20 protein-coding genes are annotated in these 20,460 nt (G+C 41.0%); 5 read left to right on the forward strand and 15 right to left on the reverse strand.

All coding sequences use genetic code 11. From position 1 onward, the window contains the following. Nucleotides 1–13: 13 nt before the first annotated feature. Genes RMY00_RS17310 through rpmI form a run of 3 tightly spaced genes read right to left on the reverse strand, consistent with a single transcriptional unit; the run spans nt 14 to nt 1,415 of the window. Entirely contained in the window at nt 14–829 is an 816-nt protein-coding gene (locus RMY00_RS17310; RefSeq protein ID WP_322648703.1) for a transporter substrate-binding domain-containing protein, read from the reverse strand. Nucleotides 830–841: 12 nt separating this feature from the next. Then, complete coding sequence (gene rplT, locus RMY00_RS17315) at nt 842–1,198, reverse strand: 50S ribosomal protein L20 (RefSeq protein WP_229453438.1); 357 nt, start codon at nt 1,196–1,198, stop codon at nt 842–844. A gap of 19 nt (nt 1,199–1,217) precedes the next feature. Continuing rightward, entirely contained in the window at nt 1,218–1,415 is a 198-nt protein-coding gene (rpmI, locus tag RMY00_RS17320) for a 50S ribosomal protein L35 (protein WP_109007939.1), read from the reverse strand. Nucleotides 1,416–1,651: 236 nt separating this feature from the next. Between rpmI and RMY00_RS17325 the strand changes: the two genes are divergently transcribed. After that, entirely contained in the window at nt 1,652–2,929 is a 1,278-nt protein-coding gene (locus RMY00_RS17325) for an APC family permease (RefSeq protein ID WP_322648704.1), read from the forward strand. 409 nt (nt 2,930–3,338) lie between these two features. Here the strand turns inward: RMY00_RS17325 and RMY00_RS17330 are convergent, their stop codons facing one another. The 4 genes from RMY00_RS17330 to RMY00_RS17345 all read right to left on the reverse strand — a co-directional run bounded on the left by RMY00_RS17330 (nt 3,339) and on the right by RMY00_RS17345 (nt 6,596). Next, nucleotides 3,339–5,399 carry a ribonuclease R family protein gene (locus RMY00_RS17330; RefSeq protein WP_322648705.1) on the reverse strand — a complete coding sequence of 687 codons (2,061 nt, stop codon included), beginning with the start codon at nt 5,397–5,399 and terminating at the stop codon, nt 3,339–3,341. A gap of 183 nt (nt 5,400–5,582) precedes the next feature. Next, nucleotides 5,583–5,798, reverse strand: coding sequence for a 30S ribosomal protein S18 (gene rpsR, locus RMY00_RS17335; RefSeq protein ID WP_012411240.1), 216 nt, complete (start codon nt 5,796–5,798; stop codon nt 5,583–5,585). Between the two features lie 2 nt (nt 5,799–5,800). Further along, entirely contained in the window at nt 5,801–5,995 is a 195-nt protein-coding gene (rpmG, locus tag RMY00_RS17340) for a 50S ribosomal protein L33 (protein ID WP_012411241.1), read from the reverse strand. Nucleotides 5,996–6,038: 43 nt separating this feature from the next. Beyond that, entirely contained in the window at nt 6,039–6,596 is a 558-nt protein-coding gene (locus RMY00_RS17345) for an RDD family protein (RefSeq protein WP_322648706.1), read from the reverse strand. An 843-nt stretch (nt 6,597–7,439) separates the two neighbouring features. On the opposite strand from RMY00_RS17345, the gene RMY00_RS17350 reads away from it, so the two are divergent. Beyond that, the gene (locus tag RMY00_RS17350; RefSeq protein WP_322648707.1) at nt 7,440–9,107 is read left to right on the forward strand and encodes an MBL fold metallo-hydrolase; all 1,668 of its coding nucleotides are present in this window, start codon (nt 7,440–7,442) and stop codon (nt 9,105–9,107) included. 270 nt (nt 9,108–9,377) lie between these two features. On the opposite strand, the gene RMY00_RS17355 is transcribed toward RMY00_RS17350, so the two are convergent. The 8 genes from RMY00_RS17355 to RMY00_RS17390 all read right to left on the reverse strand — a co-directional run bounded on the left by RMY00_RS17355 (nt 9,378) and on the right by RMY00_RS17390 (nt 15,542). Further along, complete coding sequence (locus RMY00_RS17355) at nt 9,378–9,689, reverse strand: DUF6679 family protein (protein ID WP_012408115.1); 312 nt, start codon at nt 9,687–9,689, stop codon at nt 9,378–9,380. 215 nt (nt 9,690–9,904) lie between these two features. Continuing rightward, nucleotides 9,905–10,063, reverse strand: a complete 159-nt coding sequence (locus RMY00_RS17360; protein WP_322648708.1) for a hypothetical protein — start codon at nt 10,061–10,063, stop codon at nt 9,905–9,907. Between the two features lie 210 nt (nt 10,064–10,273). After that, complete coding sequence (locus RMY00_RS17365; RefSeq protein ID WP_322648709.1) at nt 10,274–10,492, reverse strand: hypothetical protein; 219 nt, start codon at nt 10,490–10,492, stop codon at nt 10,274–10,276. A 269-nt stretch (nt 10,493–10,761) separates the two neighbouring features. Further along, complete coding sequence (locus tag RMY00_RS17370; RefSeq protein ID WP_322648710.1) at nt 10,762–11,550, reverse strand: Nif3-like dinuclear metal center hexameric protein; 789 nt, start codon at nt 11,548–11,550, stop codon at nt 10,762–10,764. A 38-nt stretch (nt 11,551–11,588) separates the two neighbouring features. After that, complete coding sequence (locus RMY00_RS17375) at nt 11,589–12,338, reverse strand: hypothetical protein (protein ID WP_322648711.1); 750 nt, start codon at nt 12,336–12,338, stop codon at nt 11,589–11,591. A gap of 302 nt (nt 12,339–12,640) precedes the next feature. Further along, a complete protein-coding gene (locus RMY00_RS17380) occupies nt 12,641–13,054 on the reverse strand; it encodes a secondary thiamine-phosphate synthase enzyme YjbQ (protein ID WP_322648712.1) in 414 nt (137 codons plus the stop codon). Between the two features lie 73 nt (nt 13,055–13,127). Further along, complete coding sequence (locus RMY00_RS17385) at nt 13,128–14,234, reverse strand: glycosyl transferase (RefSeq protein WP_322648811.1); 1,107 nt, start codon at nt 14,232–14,234, stop codon at nt 13,128–13,130. A 114-nt stretch (nt 14,235–14,348) separates the two neighbouring features. Further along, entirely contained in the window at nt 14,349–15,542 is a 1,194-nt protein-coding gene (locus tag RMY00_RS17390; protein WP_322648713.1) for an aminotransferase class V-fold PLP-dependent enzyme, read from the reverse strand. A gap of 167 nt (nt 15,543–15,709) precedes the next feature. Here RMY00_RS17390 and RMY00_RS17395 point away from each other — a divergent pair, with 167 nt between their 5' ends. The 3 genes from RMY00_RS17395 to RMY00_RS17405 all read left to right on the forward strand — a co-directional run bounded on the left by RMY00_RS17395 (nt 15,710) and on the right by RMY00_RS17405 (nt 20,400). Then, entirely contained in the window at nt 15,710–17,170 is a 1,461-nt protein-coding gene (locus RMY00_RS17395) for a TM0106 family RecB-like putative nuclease (protein ID WP_322648714.1), read from the forward strand. A 130-nt stretch (nt 17,171–17,300) separates the two neighbouring features. Continuing rightward, nucleotides 17,301–18,485 carry an esterase-like activity of phytase family protein gene (locus RMY00_RS17400; protein ID WP_322648715.1) on the forward strand — a complete coding sequence of 395 codons (1,185 nt, stop codon included), beginning with the start codon at nt 17,301–17,303 and terminating at the stop codon, nt 18,483–18,485. Between the two features lie 286 nt (nt 18,486–18,771). Then, the gene (locus RMY00_RS17405; RefSeq protein WP_322648716.1) at nt 18,772–20,400 is read left to right on the forward strand and encodes a serine/threonine-protein kinase; all 1,629 of its coding nucleotides are present in this window, start codon (nt 18,772–18,774) and stop codon (nt 20,398–20,400) included. The last annotated feature ends 60 nt before the right edge of the window (nt 20,401–20,460 follow it).

Below are 20,460 nucleotides of genomic sequence, written 5' to 3' on the forward strand. Positions count from 1 at the left end.
CCTAACTCCTAACTTACGGTAAACCCCAATATTGAACACGTTGCTGGAGCCAGCCTTCTGCTAAGTAACGAGCGATCGCTTGATTCACATTTCGTCTTAACTTATCGTACTGCAATCCCTTGGGCATGACTACAGACAAGGGTTCAGTAGATAGCTTAATTGGCAGTAACCGATATTGGGGATATTGTTGCACCCAACCACTCAGAACGCTAGCATCTGCGGCAAAGGCAAAGGCTGCATTAGTTTCTATTTTATCTCGCGCTTCTTGATATGAATTCACTCCTACTAACTCGGCGTTTGATACAAAGTAACGCACTTGAGCAATGGTGCTGGAGTTATTCAGTACAGCAATTTTTTGTTTTGCAAAATCACTCAATTTCTGTACAGAGGCATTTTTTGTAACTAATACAGTGCTATCCAAATAGTAGGGAACACTGAAACTAACTATGCGGCTGCGAGATTCAGTTGCTGTTACCCTAGCGATCGCAAAATCAACTTTCTTGTCTAAGACTACAGCCAAGCGATCGCGATTCGCTACGGGTTTCAATTTCACAGCCTCGGCTTTACCTACCAAGTCAAGTGCCAATCGCTGTGCCAAGTCAATTTCTAAGCCTTGCAAATTACCGTTAGCATCTCTAAATCCCAACGGACGCAAGTTATCTTTAACGGCAACAGTTAGATAGCCTCGTTGCTGAATTTCTGGCATTTCGGCAGCAGACGCAGTAAATCCCGTCCCCATTATGGAAAAGCAAGATATCCAAAAAATAGTGGCGGATAATACCAGATGTAACCGAGTACTTATTTCCCATTTGTTACATCTGTTATACATCCCTTGCCACCTTTATCCTTTAGCTTGATTTGCGAGTTCAGCAACTTTGCCAAAGCTAGCTGGATCGAGGACTGCTAATTGTGCCAACATCTTGCGATTTAGTTGGATATCAGCTTTTTTCAAGTTACCGATCAACTGGCTGTAGCTTAAGCCGTGTTGCCTTGCAGCAGCGTTGATGCGGGTGATCCAGAGGCGGCGAAAATCGCGCTTTTTCTTTTTGCGATCGCGGTAGGCACTCCGTAGCGCCTTCATTACTTGTTGGTTGGCAGTTCTAAACAGAGTAGAGTGAGAACCGCGAAAACCTTTAGCTAGTTTGAGAATTTTATTGCGGCGCTTCCGAGCTACATTACCGCGTTTTACCCGAGTCATAACTTATTTCCTAAAATACTTACAAATATGGGAGCATCAAACGCACGTTAAGTTCATCGCGTTCATGTACAAGCGCACTCTGACGCATACTACGCTTTTTGTCAGACGATTTGTGCTCTAAAAGGTGGCTTTTGAACGCTTTACGACGGACGATTTTGCCGGTGCCGGTGGCACGGAATCGCTTTGCCGCAGCTTTACGAGTCTTTAGTTTAGGCATTGTTTAGCTTTAATTCGACACGATCCATTATTATACTAATAAAATTGCTGGAATGGAAATTAAATAAAGGATTTAACCAACTAACGCAATGTGCGACTTAATATTCTGTAACAAGTTCATCGAACTCTTATAAAGTTAGTGATATACCCTATAAACGCAATCGTACTCTTATTATCTGTAGCAATCTCATATGTTTTAAGGATAAAAGGGGCACAACCATTTAGTCGAGGTTACAGGTGTCAAACAAAAAAATAGGTTTTTGGTCTGTGTGGGCATTGGGTGTAGGAGGTATTGTCGGTGGGCTTTTTCCAGCGATGGGAGTTGCAATCCAAATAGCTGGTGTAGGCGCACCACTAGCATTTGTTATAGCAGGGATAATAGCTTTGATAACTACTTATGCTTATGCCAAACTTTCGGTAGCTCATCCATGTCGAGGCGGGACAGTAACTTTCTTAAATCAGGCTTTTGGTCGAGGGTTGTTTAGTGGGACACTGAATCTTCTACTATGGTTTAGCTACATAGTCATGCTTTCCTTTTACTTGCAGGCTTTTGGTAGTTATGGAGTTAGCCTGTTCACAGAATCTACTCACCCTATTTGGAAGCACTCACTGATTAGCTTGGCAATTTTAGGGACAACTGGACTAAATTTACTAACTGCCAATTATATTGGAAAATCTCAAATCTGGATTGTAAGCTTCAAACTCTTAATTTTGATACTGTTCATTACTATGGGGAGCAGTCACATCGATATTTCCCGTATTGAACCAGCTTCAGCGTCGTCCCTACAGTCAATTTTTGCAGGAGCAATGGTGATTTTCTTGTCTTATGAAGGCTTTGAGCTGATCGCCAATGCAGCAGAGGATCTTGTCAATCCCAAGTACACTTTGCCACGAGTTTATTACTCTGTAATCGGGTTCGTTATTTTGCTTTACGTTTTGATCGCACTGGTCACATTAGGAGCAGAACCAATAGAACAGATTTTGGCAGCAAGAGACTATACTTTGGCTGAAGTTGCCAAACCAATTATGGGGCAATTGGGATCTGTTTTGATTACTATTGCTGCTCTTTTCTCAACTCTCTCGGCTAGTAACGCAACACTGTACGGCTCATCTCGTTTTAGCTCTGTTATTGCTCAATCTAGGGGGTTTGACTTTGGCAGCCAAATAAATGGCCCTGACCAATCTTCAATGGGCTTATTTATTACTAGTGGTATTACTCTGATTATCGCCAATTTCTGTGATATAAATCGGATCTCAACGATGGGTAGTGCTGGGTTTCTGTTGATCTTTGCTGCGGTTAATTTAGCAAATGCTCGTATGCATCGTTATACAAAAAGCAAGCAGTGGATTTCACTTCTAGGTGCTGGAATATGTTTGGTGGCACTAGGAATGTTAATTTGGTTTGCTTTGCAAACAGATCCACCAACTGTCTGGGTTTTAATCTTCATGGTGGTAGTATCCATCGGTCTCGAAGTAATCTACTATCTGTCAACCAAACGACCGCTACATCTTTGAACAAGAAAAAGCTAAACTCTAGGACAATTCAAAAATTATTGAAGTATTCAACCATGTCCTGGAAGAGCAGCAACTTTTCGGAGCAATTGCGAGGCTTATACCAATAGTAAAAATGATTATATTCAGGCTGTGATGGCAAAAGCACAGTGTGAAGAGATGGGGAAAATCCCTTAGACCTCATTCCATTTACTCTATATCCTAACCGATAGCAATTGGAGCAAGACCAAAATCATTCGTAATTATTTGGTGAAATACTCTTGTGTAGTAGCTATCTCATCTGGGAATGAATTCCAAGGTGAGATAGAAACTTAGCGCGAGATCCATTAATATCCATTTATTAAAGATATGCCTGCTGCAAGACTTGTGTATACACCGTAGCCCTAATTTGTATTCAATTACGAATTACGAATTAATTTGCTGCTGTTTGGGCTTCTTGATAAACTATTTCTTGAAACTGGATCATATCTTTTTGCGGATCGGCGTGGCTGACTTTCACCAATATCTGTTCGCCTAACTTCACAGAACGTTTGAAAACCATTGGTAACTGCAAGCCCAAATCTTCTAACAAAATTAGAGCCAAGTTGCTGTCTTCTCGCAGCCACATTAACACTGTTACCTCCCAAGTTTCTTCTGGATGACGGCGTAAATACTCTAGAGCATAATATCTATTAGTTTGCCGTTCCACCATCGTTACCTCTTGGGTAATGCTAGTAACAGTCATCATCACTTCTTTAAGTTGATCTGCGGAAAATGGTAAAACTTCACCCCGCAAATGGGCTTTAAGTTGGAAGTGGGTAAGCAAGTCACTGTAACGACGAATGGGAGAGGTTGCTTGGGTGTAAGTATCCAAACCCAAACCAGCATGGCGCAGAGGCGTAATGCTCATTTCGCTCTTGGGCATACAACGACGCATAGCGCAAGCGCGAACGAATCCGGCGGGAAGTAGCAGCAACTCTTCTTCTGGGGGTAATTCTGGTTGCGGCTGACCGCGAAAGGGCAAAGGTATGTTGTGAGCTTTACCATAACGTGCCGCAACTTCACCGGCAACAATCATCATTTCTGCCACTACTTGCCGCGATGGAGAATCATCCAAAATATCAATATTGATCTCATCATCTTTGACTTTGATCATTGCTTCCGGCATGGTGATGCTAATTGCCCCTTGAGCGTAACGCCAAGCTTTGCGCTTCTGCGCCCAACTAGCGATCGCAGCAATTTCCGGTTCTGCCTGTACCCGTAATTGCAGCATTTCATCTACATCTTCGTAGGTGAGGCGATAAGTCGGCTTAATCGAACTGGTATGAATGCTGTAATCTTCTACTCCCCCAGTTGTATCTAAAATAATTCCGAAACTGAGGGCGCAACAAACCCGTCCCTGGATCAGACTCATTGGCCCAGTCGCTAACACCTCTGGGAACATGGGAATCATCCCCGTAGGTAAATAGACTGTACTACCCCGCTTTCTAGCTTCTAAATCTAATTCATCTTCCGGTACTAACCATCGTGTCGGATCGGCAATATGCACCCACAGGCGCTCCCGGCCATCGGGGAGTACTTCCCAACTCAGACCATCGTCGATCTCTGTGGTAGTTTCATCATCAATGGTGTAGACCTTCAGGTGAGTCAGATCAAGGCGGTTTGTATCTGAGTCAATCGGCGGGAAATCCAAACGCTGTTGCGCCACTTCTAATACCTTATTAGGAAATTGGATCGGAATTGAAGAACGACGCAGGAACAAGTTTTCATAAGGACTCCAGCAACCTAAATCCACTAACAGCTGAAAGGCTCCTTGGGGTGTTGTGGGCCGTCCCAGCATGGTCATAGTTTCTAATACTGGAGCGCTTGGCGGATAAGCGCGAGCCAAGGAATCATAATTGACTCCTGTCCGCACGGTGTCAGCAAGCAACGCGGCGTATTTTTCTAGCCCTTCTAAGCGTTGGCGATCGTGACGCCCCCACTCTACTGCTTCACCTTTGAGCGCCTGCTCTACACGAGTTAAAAATTCCTGCTGTCCCTTGGCTTTTAGCGCCTCTACTTCCATTTGATGCTTGCGTTCTGCCACTTGAGCAGCAGTTCGCGGCTCGTAAGCGTCTCCTTTTTGCTTGAAATAAAGTTTGTCGTCTGACAACAAGCAATAGGCGGCGTAACAAGGAGGGGCAGTTGAGTCAGAAAATAGCAAATTTGCCATTTGGTCAGGGGTGACTGTTTCCCCATCTTCAACCAGTAGTTCCCAAGCTACTTCTAAGCTAGATGGGTCTAAATAAGGCTTGATCTGTTCTAGAAAATTGGCAATCTCTGAGGGCTTGTACGTCTGTCCGGTAACTGTATAAGTTATTTGTCTAGGCGCGAGGCTGTGGGATTGACCACGTTCGTCTACCACAAACCAGCGGGTTTTACCGTCTGGACGTTCTACGATGCCCAGACGGCGATCGCCTTGAACCCTAAATTCAACTAGCGTCCCCTTCTCCACAACTCTCGCACTTTAATTTGGTGAACAGTTTAAATAGTTTTAAGTTAGGAGTTAGGAGTTTTGATTCTTAACTCCTGTACAGACGCAATTAATCACGTCTCTCCTGTACAGACGCGATTAATGAGCCAGCGCGTTGCGGGGGTTCCCCCCGTTGTAGCGACTGGCGTCGCGTCTCTCCTCTTTTTAGCCTTCCGCATTGATAAATGGCAACAAAGCCACAATCCGCGAACGTTTAATTGCTAATGTCAACTCTCGCTGTTGCTGAGATGTAAGCCCAGTAATCCGACGTGGCAATATTTTACCCCGCTCAGTGACAAACTTACGCAGTAAATCAACATCTTTATAATCGATTGGTTCTCCTGGCTTAATTGGAGAAAGGCGACGACGGAAATAACTCATCTCTACTTAATTTCCTTGTGAACGGTATGTTTGTTGCAGTGGGTGCAGAACTTTTTCAGTTCTAGCCTGTTAGTGGTGTTGCGGCGATTCTTGGTGCTGGTATAACGTGAAACACCAGCAGAACGCTTATCTGAATTTGTCCGGCACTCAGTACACTCTAGTGTGATAATAATGCGGGCACCTTTACTCTTAGCCATAATCTTACAAACAGTGAAGCCTGAAGAGAATTAACACAAATGACTATCTTCTCACATTCCGCCGCATATTTTCAACTAATCTTTTGATTTTTATGTCGAGCGAATAGCCACGACGCGACGAAACTATGAAAGTTCCACAATAGCGATCGTGTAAAGCCTGCCGCATCTGGGTATCAGAGAAGGCAGTCCCGCAATCAATTGCTAGGGGAATTACTAGCAGTATAGCAGTGGGATTGGCTCTAATATTGCTCAGGGCAATTGATACTAAAAGCGCACCCAAACCAACGATCGCCTCTCGCTTCACTAGTGAGAGCAAATCTGGAATTCTGCCCACTACTTCTCCATCTTCAACTTCCAATACCTTTAAATCGAACGCCCAACGCCCTAAACTTTGCCCTTGATTGTTGTATACCACCAGCACTCGCAAAATCAGCCAGAATACCACAAAAACTAGGATTTGCAGAAATTGAACCCCGATATCGCTGCCCCCCAGTAGGGAACTGACTAACCAGACACCAAGGAAATCAAGCCCCAATGCCATACCTCGCCGCCCAATTTCAGCCTTGGGATAGTGTTTTTGGGGAAGTCGTTCAATAGTCATACAACACAGGTATTTTTATTGAGGGGTTGGGAAATAATTGTTCCTGTTTTTAATATTAAGGTCATGGCTTGGTTTTGGCGTTGAGACTATTTTTGGATGAAGAGAACGTTTTTGGTAAATTTTAGTAAATTATTAAACGCTTGTATCTAAAAAGCCTCAAAAGCTTATTTTAAAAATGGGCCAATCTTAACTACTGAGAATTTTTAGAGGTTGTAGAGGCTTGCTCATGGTGTCATATTGGTTTACATCTAGATAAATGGACAGGTGAACCGAAAAGTTCTACAATCTGACTGATTGCGGTAAATTTACCTATTGCCCAATCCATATAAGCATAGTAAAGATTTTCTAGTGATTACGTTTGATTGCGAAAGCACTAAATTAATATAGGAAAGTCTTTAAGTAAGGGGCAGCAAAAAAATGGATGTAAAGCTGATTCTAGCTGGATTGACAGTTATCTTTACGCTTTCGTGCTTATTTTTTGGTACGAAAAATGGATTTTATGATTCGGATAACTATCACGGCAATGGCTCTGCACATTGAGATAAATCTGTAAACGCTTGGGCGACTTCCCATAGATAAGGTGAGTTGGTTAAGAACGTTCAGAGCTTCCAAAGGGAAAATAAACAAGAGGCATCTTTGAGCTAGTAATACTATGGCTTCTGGTTAGTCCACCTTTCTGAACCATTGCGGGTTCGGTAGAGGCGTCCTCCCCAATCAAAAATCTGTATTCTCAGGGTGTAGGGGCGCGCGATAAAACTTACCCCTAAGTCACAAAACCAAAATTTGTGTAATTTTTGGCTTTTGGGATATGTCCATGATGATAAGGTTTGAGGGGAGGAGAGCATGAGGGATAATCTATCGGCATCCTCTCGCGTAGATGCTGCGGAAGGGGGTACTGAATTAGAATGTTTCCCCTATAGTGTCCAGCATTACGATGAGGGCGTGTGTTTATTGGTGAAGATGGGCCCACACCGCATCCTATTGGATTGTGGTTTAGAGGATATTTCATCGCTGGCGAAGGGGCTTACTAAGTCGGTACGTGGAACTGGTTCGCTTCCACCAGCAGATTTCGTTTTGATTAGTCATGCTCACCCAGATCACTCCAGAGGCTTACTGGCACTTCATAAAGCTTTTCCAAAATTACCTATTTATGGTAGCGAAGTAACCAGCAAGTTACTGCCTTTGAATTGGCTAGATCAAGATCCTGAGAAAATTTCCGAATTTTGTCATGCCTTGCCGTTGCGATCGCCTGTGGAATTCCAAGATGGTTTGGTGGCAGAATTATTTCCCTCCGGGCATCTACCGGGGGCTGTGGCAATTCTCCTTACCTACACCACTAAGCAGCGTACTTATAAGCTACTGTACACAGGAGATTTTTTCCTGTCAAACTCTCGGTTGGTAGAAGGTTTGCGTTTAGAGGAACTACGAGGATTAGATTTGGATGTGCTAATTATTGAAGGTAGTTATGGCACATCCCGTCATCCTCACCGCCGCAACCAAGAAAATCAACTAGCAGAACGAATTAATCGGGCGATCGCTGACCATTGTTCTGTAATCCTTCCCACTCCGGCTTTAGGATTGGGTCAAGAATTATTAATGCTTTTACGCTCTCATCACCACTTCACCGGACGAGATATAGATATCTGGGTAGATGGTGCTGTGGCTACTGGTTGTGATGCTTATCTAGAACTTTTACCCCACCTTCCCCCATCTGTACAGAACTTCGCCCGGCATCAACCCTTATTTTGGGATGAACGGGTGCGTCCGCGCGTGCGTCGTTTACAAGCAGAACATCGTCCCACTGTGGGGAAATCACCTTGTATTGTCCTCACCGACTCTACAGATGATTTGGGTAAGCACTGCCAACTAGACACTGGGCCTTGGCTAATCCTGTTACCAGAAAAAATTGATATAAAAGTTAATAAAGAATATTTAGCACCCACCACTGTTGAAACTTATCTGCTGGCTCAACATAGTGATGGCCCTGGTACTACGCAGCTAATTCATAATTTGCGACCCCAGCACGTCATTTTTGTTCACGGTTCACCTGCCTACTTGGCAGATCTGACTAGCTTAGAGGAGTTGCAAAACCGCTACCATGTCCATTCCCCGGCGGCTGACATTTTAGTAGAATTGCCTATCGGTGATACATTTTTACAACCCGCAGCACCAGAAACTAATTACGAAGGTGAACTGACAGAGTTGGGAACAGTAATCACAATCACCTTAGCCGATGTGATTACGACTGATCCTCGTTGGCGGCAATTTGCTGATACTGGTTTAATCGAAGCTCGTTGGCAAGGCGAAGAACTAGTATTGAGAGGATTGTCTCAACGAGAATTGCTCAACCAAAATAGCGATCGCTATACATGGACAGATGTAGACTGTTGCGGTACTTGCCGACACCAAAGGGGGCAGCGATGTTGGAATCCAGCTTCCCCGTTGTATAACTTTAAGGTAACTTTAGAAGGTTACTGTCCTGCTTTTGAAGGTTTGAATGATAGCCAATAGTCATTAATCCGATGCCTTTGGTCATTTTTAATTAATGACTAATGACCCTTACGGGTGACGCTCGTGCCGACGCTCGATGACTCGCTAACGCTGCACTAACGCCGGTCGCTCATAGGGGAAACCCCCAAGACCCTTCGGGTTCGGCAGTCCCCCAGACGCTCGATGACTCGCTAACGCTACGCTATCGACGGAAACCGCCAAGACGGGGGCTACCTCACCGCACTGGCTCACTAATGACTAATGACTAATGACTATTAACTAATGACTGAATTATTCTGGATTCGAGTCAGTGTAACGGTTGTGGATGCGTTCGGCTTCGGGACAATCTTCAGTCATCAAAGGTTCCACATTACCGCGTGGTACTGAAGCCAGTTTTTGCGTTACAGCACCAATGCTCTCGAGGCGAACCATTTCTTCCCAAGAACAAACTTCGTCCTCTTCTTCTGTTTCATAGCGTAGAGTCACTAAATCTCCCTCTATGTCGATGATGCGGGCGCGTTCAATCCAGCGTTGCTGGTCCCGCAAGAAAACACATACCTCGCGCCCATCGCAACAGAGTTGATAAATCTTGCGGTGTAGCATGTACTGTTTCTGCCTTTTTAAACAACGTAGTTAAACCTGTCAAAATCTGGGTTCTACCCAATTACATTACACCTTTAAGAGGTTAATTTCACTGTTCAGAACAAGTATGCTTCATCACCCAATCCCAAGACTTGCATGTAGTTGTCAAATATTGGGAAATTTGGGGTCAGAAATCAATGCTTGCAGCAATGAACTTAATCTCCCTCCGGCTCACTTTACTCAATGTCTGCTTCATGGAAGTCAAACAATTCGGAACCTGTCCTAACCAGGCTCATATTTGCTGGTGAGTCCTTGTTACTATTATGTAATAAAGAATACTCAAAACCAATCGTTGATTGCGGTTGTTTAACTTGCCTACTTTTAATCATTGGCATTGCTGGGAAGTCCGGGGACTTGATTTTACTTTTACCCATGTGTATATGATCTTAACTCATTCTCTTGCTGACCTTGATGGTTTTCAACAATAACACCTAAATAGTTTTGATTTTTGCAGGTTTTTGCCTGATGATAGCTAATTAAAAGGCAACGGAGTAGAAGGGATAAGGGGAAACATCAGAAAATCATCCTCCGCTTATTTTGGAGTATCAGCAAGATTTATATGGTAGCGGAAATTCCATAAGCACGTTCGATGAGGAGGCTTCTCGTTTAACTTTACCTGCTCGAACTGCATCGTATAGGGCTGCAAGGGCTGACAAATCCTCTTCCTTCCAACATTTAGTGACAAGCACTTGATGGAGTAATCCCTCAGATTCAACACTAAGATATCCAGTTTGGAAAGCAGATTCAACGAGTGTGCGAATCATCTTGGTTAGGACAGAGTAAACAAATTGTTATGTCAAGTGTGGAACATTTAGCTTTGATATTAATTGATATGGAACATGAATATGATGTGATTATCATTACACTTAGTTAGTGATTTAGATCACATCAATAGGTTACACTATGATGTCTGGGTGCATCTATCTATTTGTGTACGCAGATAATAGTTACAAAAAAAATGAGCGCCAGTACTGAGATGGCGTACAACTCGACAAGATTAAAAGATAGGGAAATTTTAGTGAAACATAAGCAATCAAGCAAAAAACTGGCGGAAATCTTCATCCTTTTGGCTTAATTGCACCCAGTCTAAATTTAAGGACTGGAATTTTTGCGCCAAGCGATCGCAAGCTGGACGTTCTGTAGCGTAATGTCCGGCATCGATTAAAATGAGATTGCAATCGCGGCTTTCTTGAAACTGATGAAACTTACAGTCAGAAGTCAGATAAGCTTGGGCACCAGTTTTGGCGACGGCTGAAATATAACTGGCCCCCGAACCACCTAAAACAGCAACTCGTGAAATTGTTTGCTGTAAATCAGTAGTTGGGGAAAAAATCAAATTAGGGGGAGCAAGTCGGGTTTGAATGGCTACAAGTAACTCTTGTAATGTTAGAAACGGCTCTAGCAAACCAACACGACCATATCCTAATCCTCCTTGTGTCGGTACTATGGGAGTAACTTCTTTGAGTTCTAAAATTTGAGCTAAAACGTCAGCAGTACCATCCTGTACTTGATCGAAATTCGTATGGGCGCTGTAAATACCAATATTGTGGGTAAAGGATAACCGTACCATTTCTGCGATCGCTTCACCAGTGCGTAAAGATTTGGGAGGAGTAAAAATCAAGGGATGATGGGCAAATATTAGATTAGCATTCAGAGCGATCGCTTCCTGCATTACTGCCAAAGTCGGTGTCAAACATACTAAAATCCGTGCTTTTTCTTGCAATACTCCTGGTTCAATCTGCCAGCCGCAATTATCCCAACTTTCACACCAGGCGGGATTTGCCCATGCTTCAAACCAAGTAATTAAGTCAGCAATTTTCATAACTATTTTCTTCAGCAATTTTTAATTTTAATTGCTAATCAGTGTTTCTGTGGTTGAATATTTAATTTTAATGCTAATTGCTGGCGCATTTCTTGGAAAGGTTTGTTCCAAACCGGGTTGGCATTCCAGTTCCACATTGCGACTGGGATAAGTTCTTCTTGGGCAAGACAAGTTAACAGACGATATTCATCTTCTGGTTCACGAGAAAAGGTGAAGGGATTACGGTAGCCTGTATCACATAGTTTATAAGCTGTAACTTGACCATGATTGATCCGTTGTAAAAGTTCTTTGCCTTTGACAAGCAAATAATCCAAAAAAACTGGACTAAAAGGCTCTATGTGTGCGCGTTTTTGTGGCTCTTTTTGTACCCACCTTGCCCACTCAAACCCATACATAAAATCGTGAACATAACGAAAGCGGATTTCGCTTTTGTTTCCGAACATCTCCGTCAGTAAAACCATCTTTTCACCAAAAAGCTTTAAAAAAGGAACAGCACCTTCATCTGCTATAAAAGCCTGCCTTAGTATACTGCTAACCATAAAATCAAAATCCCAGAATATATTTTCTGGAAAGTTTTGTAATTGAGTACGGACTATAGATTCGATAGTTTCCTGAAGGTTTATGAGGAATTGAATTTCGGTGTTTTCTTTAGTAATTAAATTTCCCAATTCTGCAAAACTGGTAATTAATGTTTTTTTAGGATTAAGTGATAATAAATTAATAGACTGTTGGGCAAGGATTTCATCAATAAATTGGAAAGTATGAGTTGGTGTCAATTCTTGCTTCATAGTAATTGAAATAGCCCAGACAGCTTACATTAAATATTAGTTTATATCGAAATAAGTAGGTTTTTAAATAATCATAAATAAACTTTACTTTTTAATTTACAAATTTACACGAATTATTTAGCGTGTATCTTAATTAATTTTCATGACAAAGCGATGGCTTCGCCAACGCCAAGGGCGAACGCGGCGAAATTTATTTCATGTATATCACCGCGAGTTTATGAGATTATAGCCAAAGGGTAAGCGGTATAACTAGAGTATTTAAACTCTATAGAAGTCCACCTTAAATAAAATTTGAGAATCAGCTATCCAGAAATATGGATAACCAATTCTCTTAAATGACTGCGTTGGCGGTGTTCCCAAATATAAATTCCTTGCCAAGTTCCTAATACCAAATGACCACGATTAATGGGGATATGTTCAGAAGTGTGGGTGAGTGCGGTACGAATGTGTGCCGGCATATCATCGGGGCCTTCTGCATCGTGAATGTATTTACCTGATTCTGGCACGAGCTTTGCCATAAAGTTAGCTAAATCCACAAGAACATCGGGATCGGCATTTTCTTGGATGACTAAACTGGCTGAAGTGTGGCGTAAAAATAGAGTACAAAGACCAGTTTCAACTCCCGATTCTGCAACGGTGGCTTCAATTTTTGCAGTGATATTGTAAAAAGATTTACCAGTGGTGGAAATTTTTAGTAGCTTTTGGTAGTGAGTCATTTAGAACACTGTTATTGATGTTGGTAAGAGCTAATTAGCGATTGAATCTGCTGATATTGTCATTGTTACACTATTAATTTATGTTGTTTTGAACAACTTTATTGGAGTCAAAATAATTAATTACAGCATGAGCGATCGCTTCATTACCATCCAAAGCAATTGGTTCAAATTGCTTTGGTAATTGGGGTAACTCATGCAGAAAATCCCAAGTCCCTTGAAAAAACTCAGACGGAGTAATGATTTGATGCTGGTTATAATTTGTTATGCCTTCTATTAGAAAAGTTGCTTCGGCAAAGTTTTCACGAGGGATAGTAATAATAGGTACTCCTAATAGTGTAGCTTCAGCAAAAGTACTGTAACCAGGTTTAGAGACGACTCGTCCACAAATAGACATAAAATCTACAGGGCGGTATTTGCGGTCATCAATTTGAACTAAATTAGGTAAATCAGGGGCAGATTGATCAAAGACGATAAATTGCCAATCTGGGAATCGCCGCAAGTTATCGTAGGGAATTTGCTGTAAACCCAAGCCGCCAAAGGTTAACAAAATAGTTTTTTCTACTGGTGCAGTTATTCCCCAAAAAGAACGTAAATCATCAGCAGAGTGACGGGGAGAACCGCCTGTTAAACCGATATCTGTGATATTGTTAAAAGCTTGCATTGGTTCGTGAAAGGGGAGACGAAACAAGCGATCGCATTTTGAGTACCAATCACTAATCCAATCTGCAACTGCGCTAAATTCGCCTCCCCAATCTCGGTAGATAAAGTCCCAACCAAAGTTACTCATCATCCAGCAGGGAATATTTGCACCTTTGGCAAATCCAGGAGTAAGGAAAGGAATGTCTGCCAAAATGAGATTAACGCGATTTTGGCGGATAAAATTCACTTCTGAGGCAATGAGCGAATTTTGATGCTTTTTAATATCTAGCAACTTTTCTAAAGTTGCTATTTTATCCATTGTCAAACTATCGGTTTGCACTACACCCAAATCAAATGCACGGGGACGATAGATAAAATCACCTTCTATATAGCACTCTAGCAACCAACGCGGGGCTGTAGTTACCAAAATTAGCAGAACTTCTGGACATAATTTTTGAATTGTCGCAGCTACAGAAGCAATGCGGGTAGCATGACCAAAGCCGTGGTTAGTTATGGCTAAGTATAAGATTGGGCGTTCCATTTTCAAGTTAGGAGTCATTCAATTTTGGATTTTAGATTTTAGATTTTAGATTTTTACTTCAATCCAAAATCTAAAATTGGCAGAGTTAGGGATGAAAATTATAATTCCTAACTTTTAATTAATTTTGCTAAAACTTTGAATCGCCTCAATCAATTGGTCTATTTCCGATTCTAAAGTAAAGTAATGAACAGTAACTCGTATACAGCTAGGATCGGCAATTGTCCGAGTTAATATTTTTTGTGAGTCTAAAAATTGCACCAACTTGAGATGAGGCTGGGGCTGATTATTTTCAAGTTGAAACGAGACGATACCGCTTTCGGGTGGGGAAGTTCGCAGACACTTAACATCAGGTAACGCTACTAAGCGCCGCCAGAGGTAGTCACTGTTTTGGCAAATTTGCTCGTAACGTTCCTGTGAGGTTCCCCATTGCTGATGGATTGCGATCGCCTCTCGTAATCCAACATACAACGGATAAGCTAATGTAGACACTTCATATCGTCGCCCATCGGGAAGCCAATCCACAGGTTGAGATTGACTATCCACAACAATGCCATTCAAACCAATAAATGTAGGTTTCAGGCTTTCTCGCGCTTCTGGCCGGACATACAACCCACCTGCACCCGCAGGGCCACATAACCATTTGTGACCAGTGAAAGCATAAAAATCTACTCCCAATTCAGTCAAGTTTAAAGGCAACAAACCAGCAGATTGGGCAGCATCTATCAGTAAAAAAGAATGATTATTCCCGCATACTTCGGCAATTTTATCAAGAGGTAAAACTTGACCAGTATTCCAGAAAACATGACTTAAGATTACAAGACGGGTATTGGGGCGCAAATGCTGGGCAATGATTTTTACGGGGTCGCCCTCATTTAAAGTCGCTTTGAGAGGACAGGTAGTAACTTCTACAGCAAATCTCCGTGATATTTCCTGTGTCGTGGCAATTACCCCTGGATGTTCGCAGTCTGAAAGCAGTATATGGTCGCCAGCACGCCACTCGATGCCCCATAGAGCGATATTACAGCCAACAGTGACATTCTGCGTCAGAGTAATTGTTTCGCTTGGTGCATGTAACTCTGAAGCGATCGCAACTCTAGCAGCTTGAGTCTGGGGCGCTATCCAGCGATACGCATCATTACCAAAAGGGCCTATTTGCTGAACATAAGCTTGAGTTTGGGCGATCGCATCCATTGCCCTTTGGGGCATCGGCCCTTGTCCCCCATAATTGAAATAAGTCTTATTCCCTAAAGCCGGAAATTGCTCTCGATGGCTATGCAACCTAGTTTGTGTGGCAGAAGTACTGGTCATACCAATTTTAGATTTTAGATTGTAGATTTTGGATTAGTCAAAAGCCATTGATCGTTAGTTATTTTTTACTCATCTCCCTGAACCTCGTCATCTCCTCCATTCTCCCACTCCATCATTAGTTGTCTGAGGTACTCCCAGACTGTACTAATTCTTGTTAACTTAAAAGAATGCTAATTAATGCTGAACTCCTACTGCAATACCAACGCTGTAAACGTCGCACTTTTCTAGATATCCACGGTGACAAAAGTCAGCGTGATGCTCCTAATGAGTTGCTACGGAAACTACAACAAGATAAAATCGCTCATCAGCTGAGTGCTTTGGCAAAGGTAACTTATCACCAAGCAGATTATTCTTATGGAAACTGGGAAGCGGCAGAGGCAGCTACTCTAGAATTAATGCAGCGTGGGGTTGAGTATATCTATAAGGGAGTATTGTTAGCAAATTATTCTGAAGGATACACTCTGCTAAGTCGTCCAGATTTACTCGTCAAACGACCAGGAAAATCTTGCTTTGGAGATTGGATATATGTTCCGGCTAATATTGAACTGGGTAAGCGCCCTAAGCAAGAATATCAAGTTGTTGCCGCATTTCACGCCCAAGTATTGGCAACAATACAAGACTTGGCACCAGAAACAGCTTGGCTGATATTGCGTACCAAAGATATAAATTATCCTGTGGATTTGCTCAAATGGACACCACGGATGCAGCAGATTCTAGAAGAGTTGATTCAAGTTTTAGAATTACCGAATCCGCCAGAGGTGTTTATTTCTCGGCAAAAATGTAATCTTTGCCATTGGTATAGTCAATGTTATGCGATCGCTCAATCTGAAAAACATCTCTCACTATTACCAGGTGTAACACCTCTTCGCTACACTCAATTACAAGACGTAGCCATCACCACACTAGAATCTCTGGCTAACACCAGTCCCAGCGCCTTAGAAAACCTAGTTGGTTTTGACAGAGAAGTTGCGCCCAAACTCATAGTGCAAGCTCAATCTTCACTGGAAAAACGACCGTTAATCTTACCTTATCCGCTACCAATCAAAGATATTACATTTACAGCACCCATAGAGCTTTACTTTGATATTGAAGCACAGCCAGACTTAGATTTAAATTATCTTTTAGGGGTTTTGGTCGTTGATAGACTTGCCAATACAGAAAAGTTTTATTCGTTTTTAGCAGATAAACCAGAAGACGAAGGATTAGTTTGGCAGCAATTTTTGGATTTGGTTTGGCAATATCCCGAAGCGCCAATTTATCATTTTTGTGTGTACGAGTTTGATACAGTTAAACGGTTGGCAAGGCTTTACAACACTCCTGCCTCCTTAGTGCGTCCTGTACTGAATCGATTTGTGGATGTATATGAACAGTTAACCCAAAGTGTAGCATTGCCTATAGAAAGCTATGCCCTGAAAGCGATCGCACGTTGGTTAGGATTCGAGTGGCGGGAAAAAGAAGCTAGTGGCGCTAAATGTATTTACTGGTATGATCAGTGGCTAGAAACAGGCGATCGCAGCTTACTAGAAATTATCCAAAGCTACAACGAAGATGACTGTCGCGCTACTCTCAGAGTGAAAAACTGGTTGGTAAACTTTTTTCAGGATGAATATGGTTTGCGCCTAGCTTAAGTTATTTCGGATTTTTTAAAGCTTTTCAATTGCTTATAATACATGTTATTTGTAGCAGTGTACAGATGTGAACTCTGCTAGTTTTAACGTGATATCTTATTTATAATTTTTCCACTTCAACCAAAAATGTATGCACCTAATTAAAAATATATTCAAATTTCCACGAATTATTTACTTTTTTATTCCAATTATAATTATCATCATTTTATTCAATTTTTTACCCATCAATGCTATTGAAATAAGTAAAATAGAGTTTATCGGGGAAGCTACTTTAGCAAAAGGTTTAACCTTACAAAAAACAGAAATTGGAGGTTTATCTGGAATTACGTATAATCCCAAAAACAACCTCTATTATGCTATTTCCGATGACCGTGGACAAAAAGCTGCTGCCCGTTTCTACACTCTGAAAATTGACTTAAGCAAGGGTTCCCTACAAAAGGGTAAAGTTGTTCCTGTCAGCGTTACCACATTATTAAATGAAAATGGGCAAACATTTCGCCCTGGTGAAACTGATACAGAAGGTATTGCCTTAACTAATAAAGCAACTGTATTTATTTCTTCTGAAGGCGATGCTGCAAAATTAATTAATCCTTTTATTAAAGAGTTTTCATTATCTTCTGGTAGAGAAATTACTACACTTCCCATACCAAACAAATTTTTGCCCGAAAAAAGTGGTAGACAAGGTATCCGCAACAATTTGGCTTTTGAAAGCCTTACCATCACATCCGATAAAAAGCATCTATTCACAGCCACTGAAAATGCTCTAATTCAAGATGGTGTCGCAGCGAAAGCTAACATCGGTACTCCTTGTCGGATTTTGCAATACAACTTGCTCAACAACCAGCCAGAAAAGGAATTTCTTTACCAAACAGAACCAGTTTCCCCCTTTTTGAATGTGACTGGCAAATTCGCTAGTGGATTACCTGATTTACTTGCTTTGGATAATCAAGGACACTTCCTAAGTTTAGAACGGTCTTTTACTGGCTTAGGATTTGCTATTTCTCTGTTTCAGGTTTCCTTAGAAGGATCTGATGATATTCATCAAATAAATAGTCTTTTAGCAGTTGACTCTAAGAATATTAAACCAGTTCAGAAAAAACTTCTATTAGATTTGAGAACCCTAGATGTACTGCTAGACAACATTGAAGGCTTAACTCTTGGCCCTAAACTACCCGATGGTCAGCAATCATTAATTCTCATCAGCGATAACAATTTCAACTCCCTGCAACGCACCCAGATACTAGCCTTTAAAATTAAAATTGAAACACCACTAATCAGATTATTACGCCGTTTACTCCCGAATCTCAACCCTTAGCCATACAGAGGTAGCAGGGTTTTAATGTTATTTACTTTTTCCTGTGTATTCACGGAATCTACTAGCCAGCTTTATCTAGCTTATTTGTAGCTTCCGTGTAATTTCTCAACCGTATTGCTTAATAGATATGTTACACAATATTTAGGAGATTTTTCCGACAGATTAATCATAATTATAAAATATGATTAGTTTTCTACAAATTATGATTGTTTCTAAATTTAAATTTAATAATTAGCTAAGACTTATTAAAGTATTTTGCCAACAATATTTTTCATAAATGATTTTTATGCCACAAAATAAAATTGAGAATATGGTAGGGCAAAAAGCGGAATTAGACAATTACATTGGACAGTTCTTAAATAATCGCTATTTAATCAGAGATTTGATTGGTAAAGGTGGGATGGGTAGAGTTTATTTAGCAGAAGATACTGCTAAAGGTGGTATGCCGATCGCAGTCAAAATTTTATCACTGAGTTTGGCGAACCAGCACATGTCCCAACGCTTTGCTAGAGAGATTTTTATCGGCGCTCAATTGGGGCGTAAAAGTAAACATATTGTTCGCATATTAAGTTATGGCATTACTGAAGATAAAACTCCGTTTTATGTTATGGAATACCTACAAGGAAAAAATCTCAAACAAATTCTCAAAATTCAGCCCTTAACAATATCAAAGTTTTTGGAGATTTGTAATCAGATTTGTTTAGGCTTACAATGTGCCCATCAAGGTATCAGCCTCAAAGGAGAGATTTATCCTATTGTTCACAGAGATATTAAACCAGAAAATATATTCATTACTGAAAATAGTAAACAAGGAGAAATTGTTAAAATACTAGATTTTGGTATTGCCAAGTTTTTAACAGAGCGAAGTGGGATGACTCTAACAGATTCTTTTATTGGTAGTTTACCTTACTGTTCTCCCGAACACATGGAAGGGCGAAAATTGCTAGATGTTCGCTCTGATATTTACAGTTTGGGAGTACTAATGTTTGAGATGCTGACAGGAAAGCATCCATTTCAGATTCAGACAAAAAGTAACTCTTTTGGTACTTGGTATCAAGCGCATCGCTTTCAAATTCCACCTACTCTTGAGGAAGTGAATCCGCAAGTCAAAATCCCGCAGGTGTTAGAAAAAATAGTGATGAGTTGTTTGGCTAAAGATGTAAGCGATCGCCCTCAAAATGTCAACCAAATATTAGAAGATTTAAAAAAAGCTAGTATTCAGATTAATGATGGTATTCCTAACAATAGCAGTGACATTATTAAACTTCCACTTCCGGTTCAATTAGTACCTTCAACTTTATTATCAGAAAAAGAGTGTTTACAGAAGAACTGGCCTAAAAATAAACCAATTGCGCCAATTGGGTTTCCTCATTTACTGCAAACGGCTGAAAGAGCTATACCAACTTTTTGGGCAATGTTACCCAAACAAGAAATTACAAAATTTTTGGATAAAATACATAGTACTGAATTTATTAGTAAAATCAATGTTTACCCGATGCTATTGTGGGTAACTATACTATATGATACCCAACCTTCTATAATTAAGTGGTTACCTTATTTTCTGGATTTGAAAGATAATAAAGGTCAGAATATAGCACGTACTTTAGCTGAAGTAGGTTACTATCATCTACTATTTTTTGCCATAGAAGATCCAACTCGTTGCTCTCATGTAACAACTCTAAGCCTAACGGCTAACCAGCGCCAGCAACTTATAGATTGTTTAGACATGAGTCAACATTCAAATGAATTAATTCTGTCTAATCAGGCCAAAAATCTTCTAAAAGCAGATTATGAAAAGCTGAAGTTAGACATCTTGCATAAGTTAGCTGTATATCAAAAATCTGAGACAGAAGGTTTAAAAAGCTGGATGGATAAATTTTTGGAGATTTTTTTAAACCTTTTATCACGTCATTGAAAGTCTGTTATCAAAATAAAAATGCTTGCTTCCATTACCTAATGATATTTTTATGTGTGT

Origin of the sequence: Nostoc sp. ChiVER01 (assembly GCF_034531155.1) — a bacterium.
Taxonomy (GTDB): Bacteria; Cyanobacteriota; Cyanobacteriia; order Cyanobacteriales; family Nostocaceae; genus Nostoc.

Excerpts from the sequence above, each read along its gene's own strand:
- RMY00_RS17310 (WP_322648703.1), bottom strand. The coding sequence starts at position 829 with ATGTATAACAGATGTAACAAATGGGAAATAAGTACTCGGTTACATCTG.
- rplT (WP_229453438.1), bottom strand. The coding sequence starts at position 1,198 with ATGACTCGGGTAAAACGCGGTAATGTAGCTCGGAAGCGCCGCAATAAA.
- rpmI (WP_109007939.1), bottom strand. The coding sequence starts at position 1,415 with ATGCCTAAACTAAAGACTCGTAAAGCTGCGGCAAAGCGATTCCGTGCC.
- rpsR (WP_012411240.1), bottom strand. The coding sequence starts at position 5,798 with ATGAGTTATTTCCGTCGTCGCCTTTCTCCAATTAAGCCAGGAGAACCA.
- rpmG (WP_012411241.1), bottom strand. The coding sequence starts at position 5,995 with ATGGCTAAGAGTAAAGGTGCCCGCATTATTATCACACTAGAGTGTACT.
- RMY00_RS17345 (WP_322648706.1), bottom strand. The coding sequence starts at position 6,596 with ATGACTATTGAACGACTTCCCCAAAAACACTATCCCAAGGCTGAAATT.
- RMY00_RS17350 (WP_322648707.1), top strand. The coding sequence starts at position 7,440 with ATGAGGGATAATCTATCGGCATCCTCTCGCGTAGATGCTGCGGAAGGG.
- RMY00_RS17355 (WP_012408115.1), bottom strand. The coding sequence starts at position 9,689 with ATGCTACACCGCAAGATTTATCAACTCTGTTGCGATGGGCGCGAGGTA.
- RMY00_RS17360 (WP_322648708.1), bottom strand. The coding sequence starts at position 10,063 with ATGCCAATGATTAAAAGTAGGCAAGTTAAACAACCGCAATCAACGATT.
- RMY00_RS17365 (WP_322648709.1), bottom strand. The coding sequence starts at position 10,492 with ATGATTCGCACACTCGTTGAATCTGCTTTCCAAACTGGATATCTTAGT.
- RMY00_RS17370 (WP_322648710.1), bottom strand. The coding sequence starts at position 11,550 with ATGAAAATTGCTGACTTAATTACTTGGTTTGAAGCATGGGCAAATCCC.
- RMY00_RS17375 (WP_322648711.1), bottom strand. The coding sequence starts at position 12,338 with ATGAAGCAAGAATTGACACCAACTCATACTTTCCAATTTATTGATGAA.
- RMY00_RS17380 (WP_322648712.1), bottom strand. The coding sequence starts at position 13,054 with ATGACTCACTACCAAAAGCTACTAAAAATTTCCACCACTGGTAAATCT.
- RMY00_RS17385 (WP_322648811.1), bottom strand. The coding sequence starts at position 14,234 with ATGGAACGCCCAATCTTATACTTAGCCATAACTAACCACGGCTTTGGT.
- RMY00_RS17390 (WP_322648713.1), bottom strand. The coding sequence starts at position 15,542 with ATGACCAGTACTTCTGCCACACAAACTAGGTTGCATAGCCATCGAGAG.
- RMY00_RS17395 (WP_322648714.1), top strand. The coding sequence starts at position 15,710 with ATGCTAATTAATGCTGAACTCCTACTGCAATACCAACGCTGTAAACGT.
- RMY00_RS17400 (WP_322648715.1), top strand. The coding sequence starts at position 17,301 with ATGCACCTAATTAAAAATATATTCAAATTTCCACGAATTATTTACTTT.
- RMY00_RS17405 (WP_322648716.1), top strand. The coding sequence starts at position 18,772 with ATGCCACAAAATAAAATTGAGAATATGGTAGGGCAAAAAGCGGAATTA.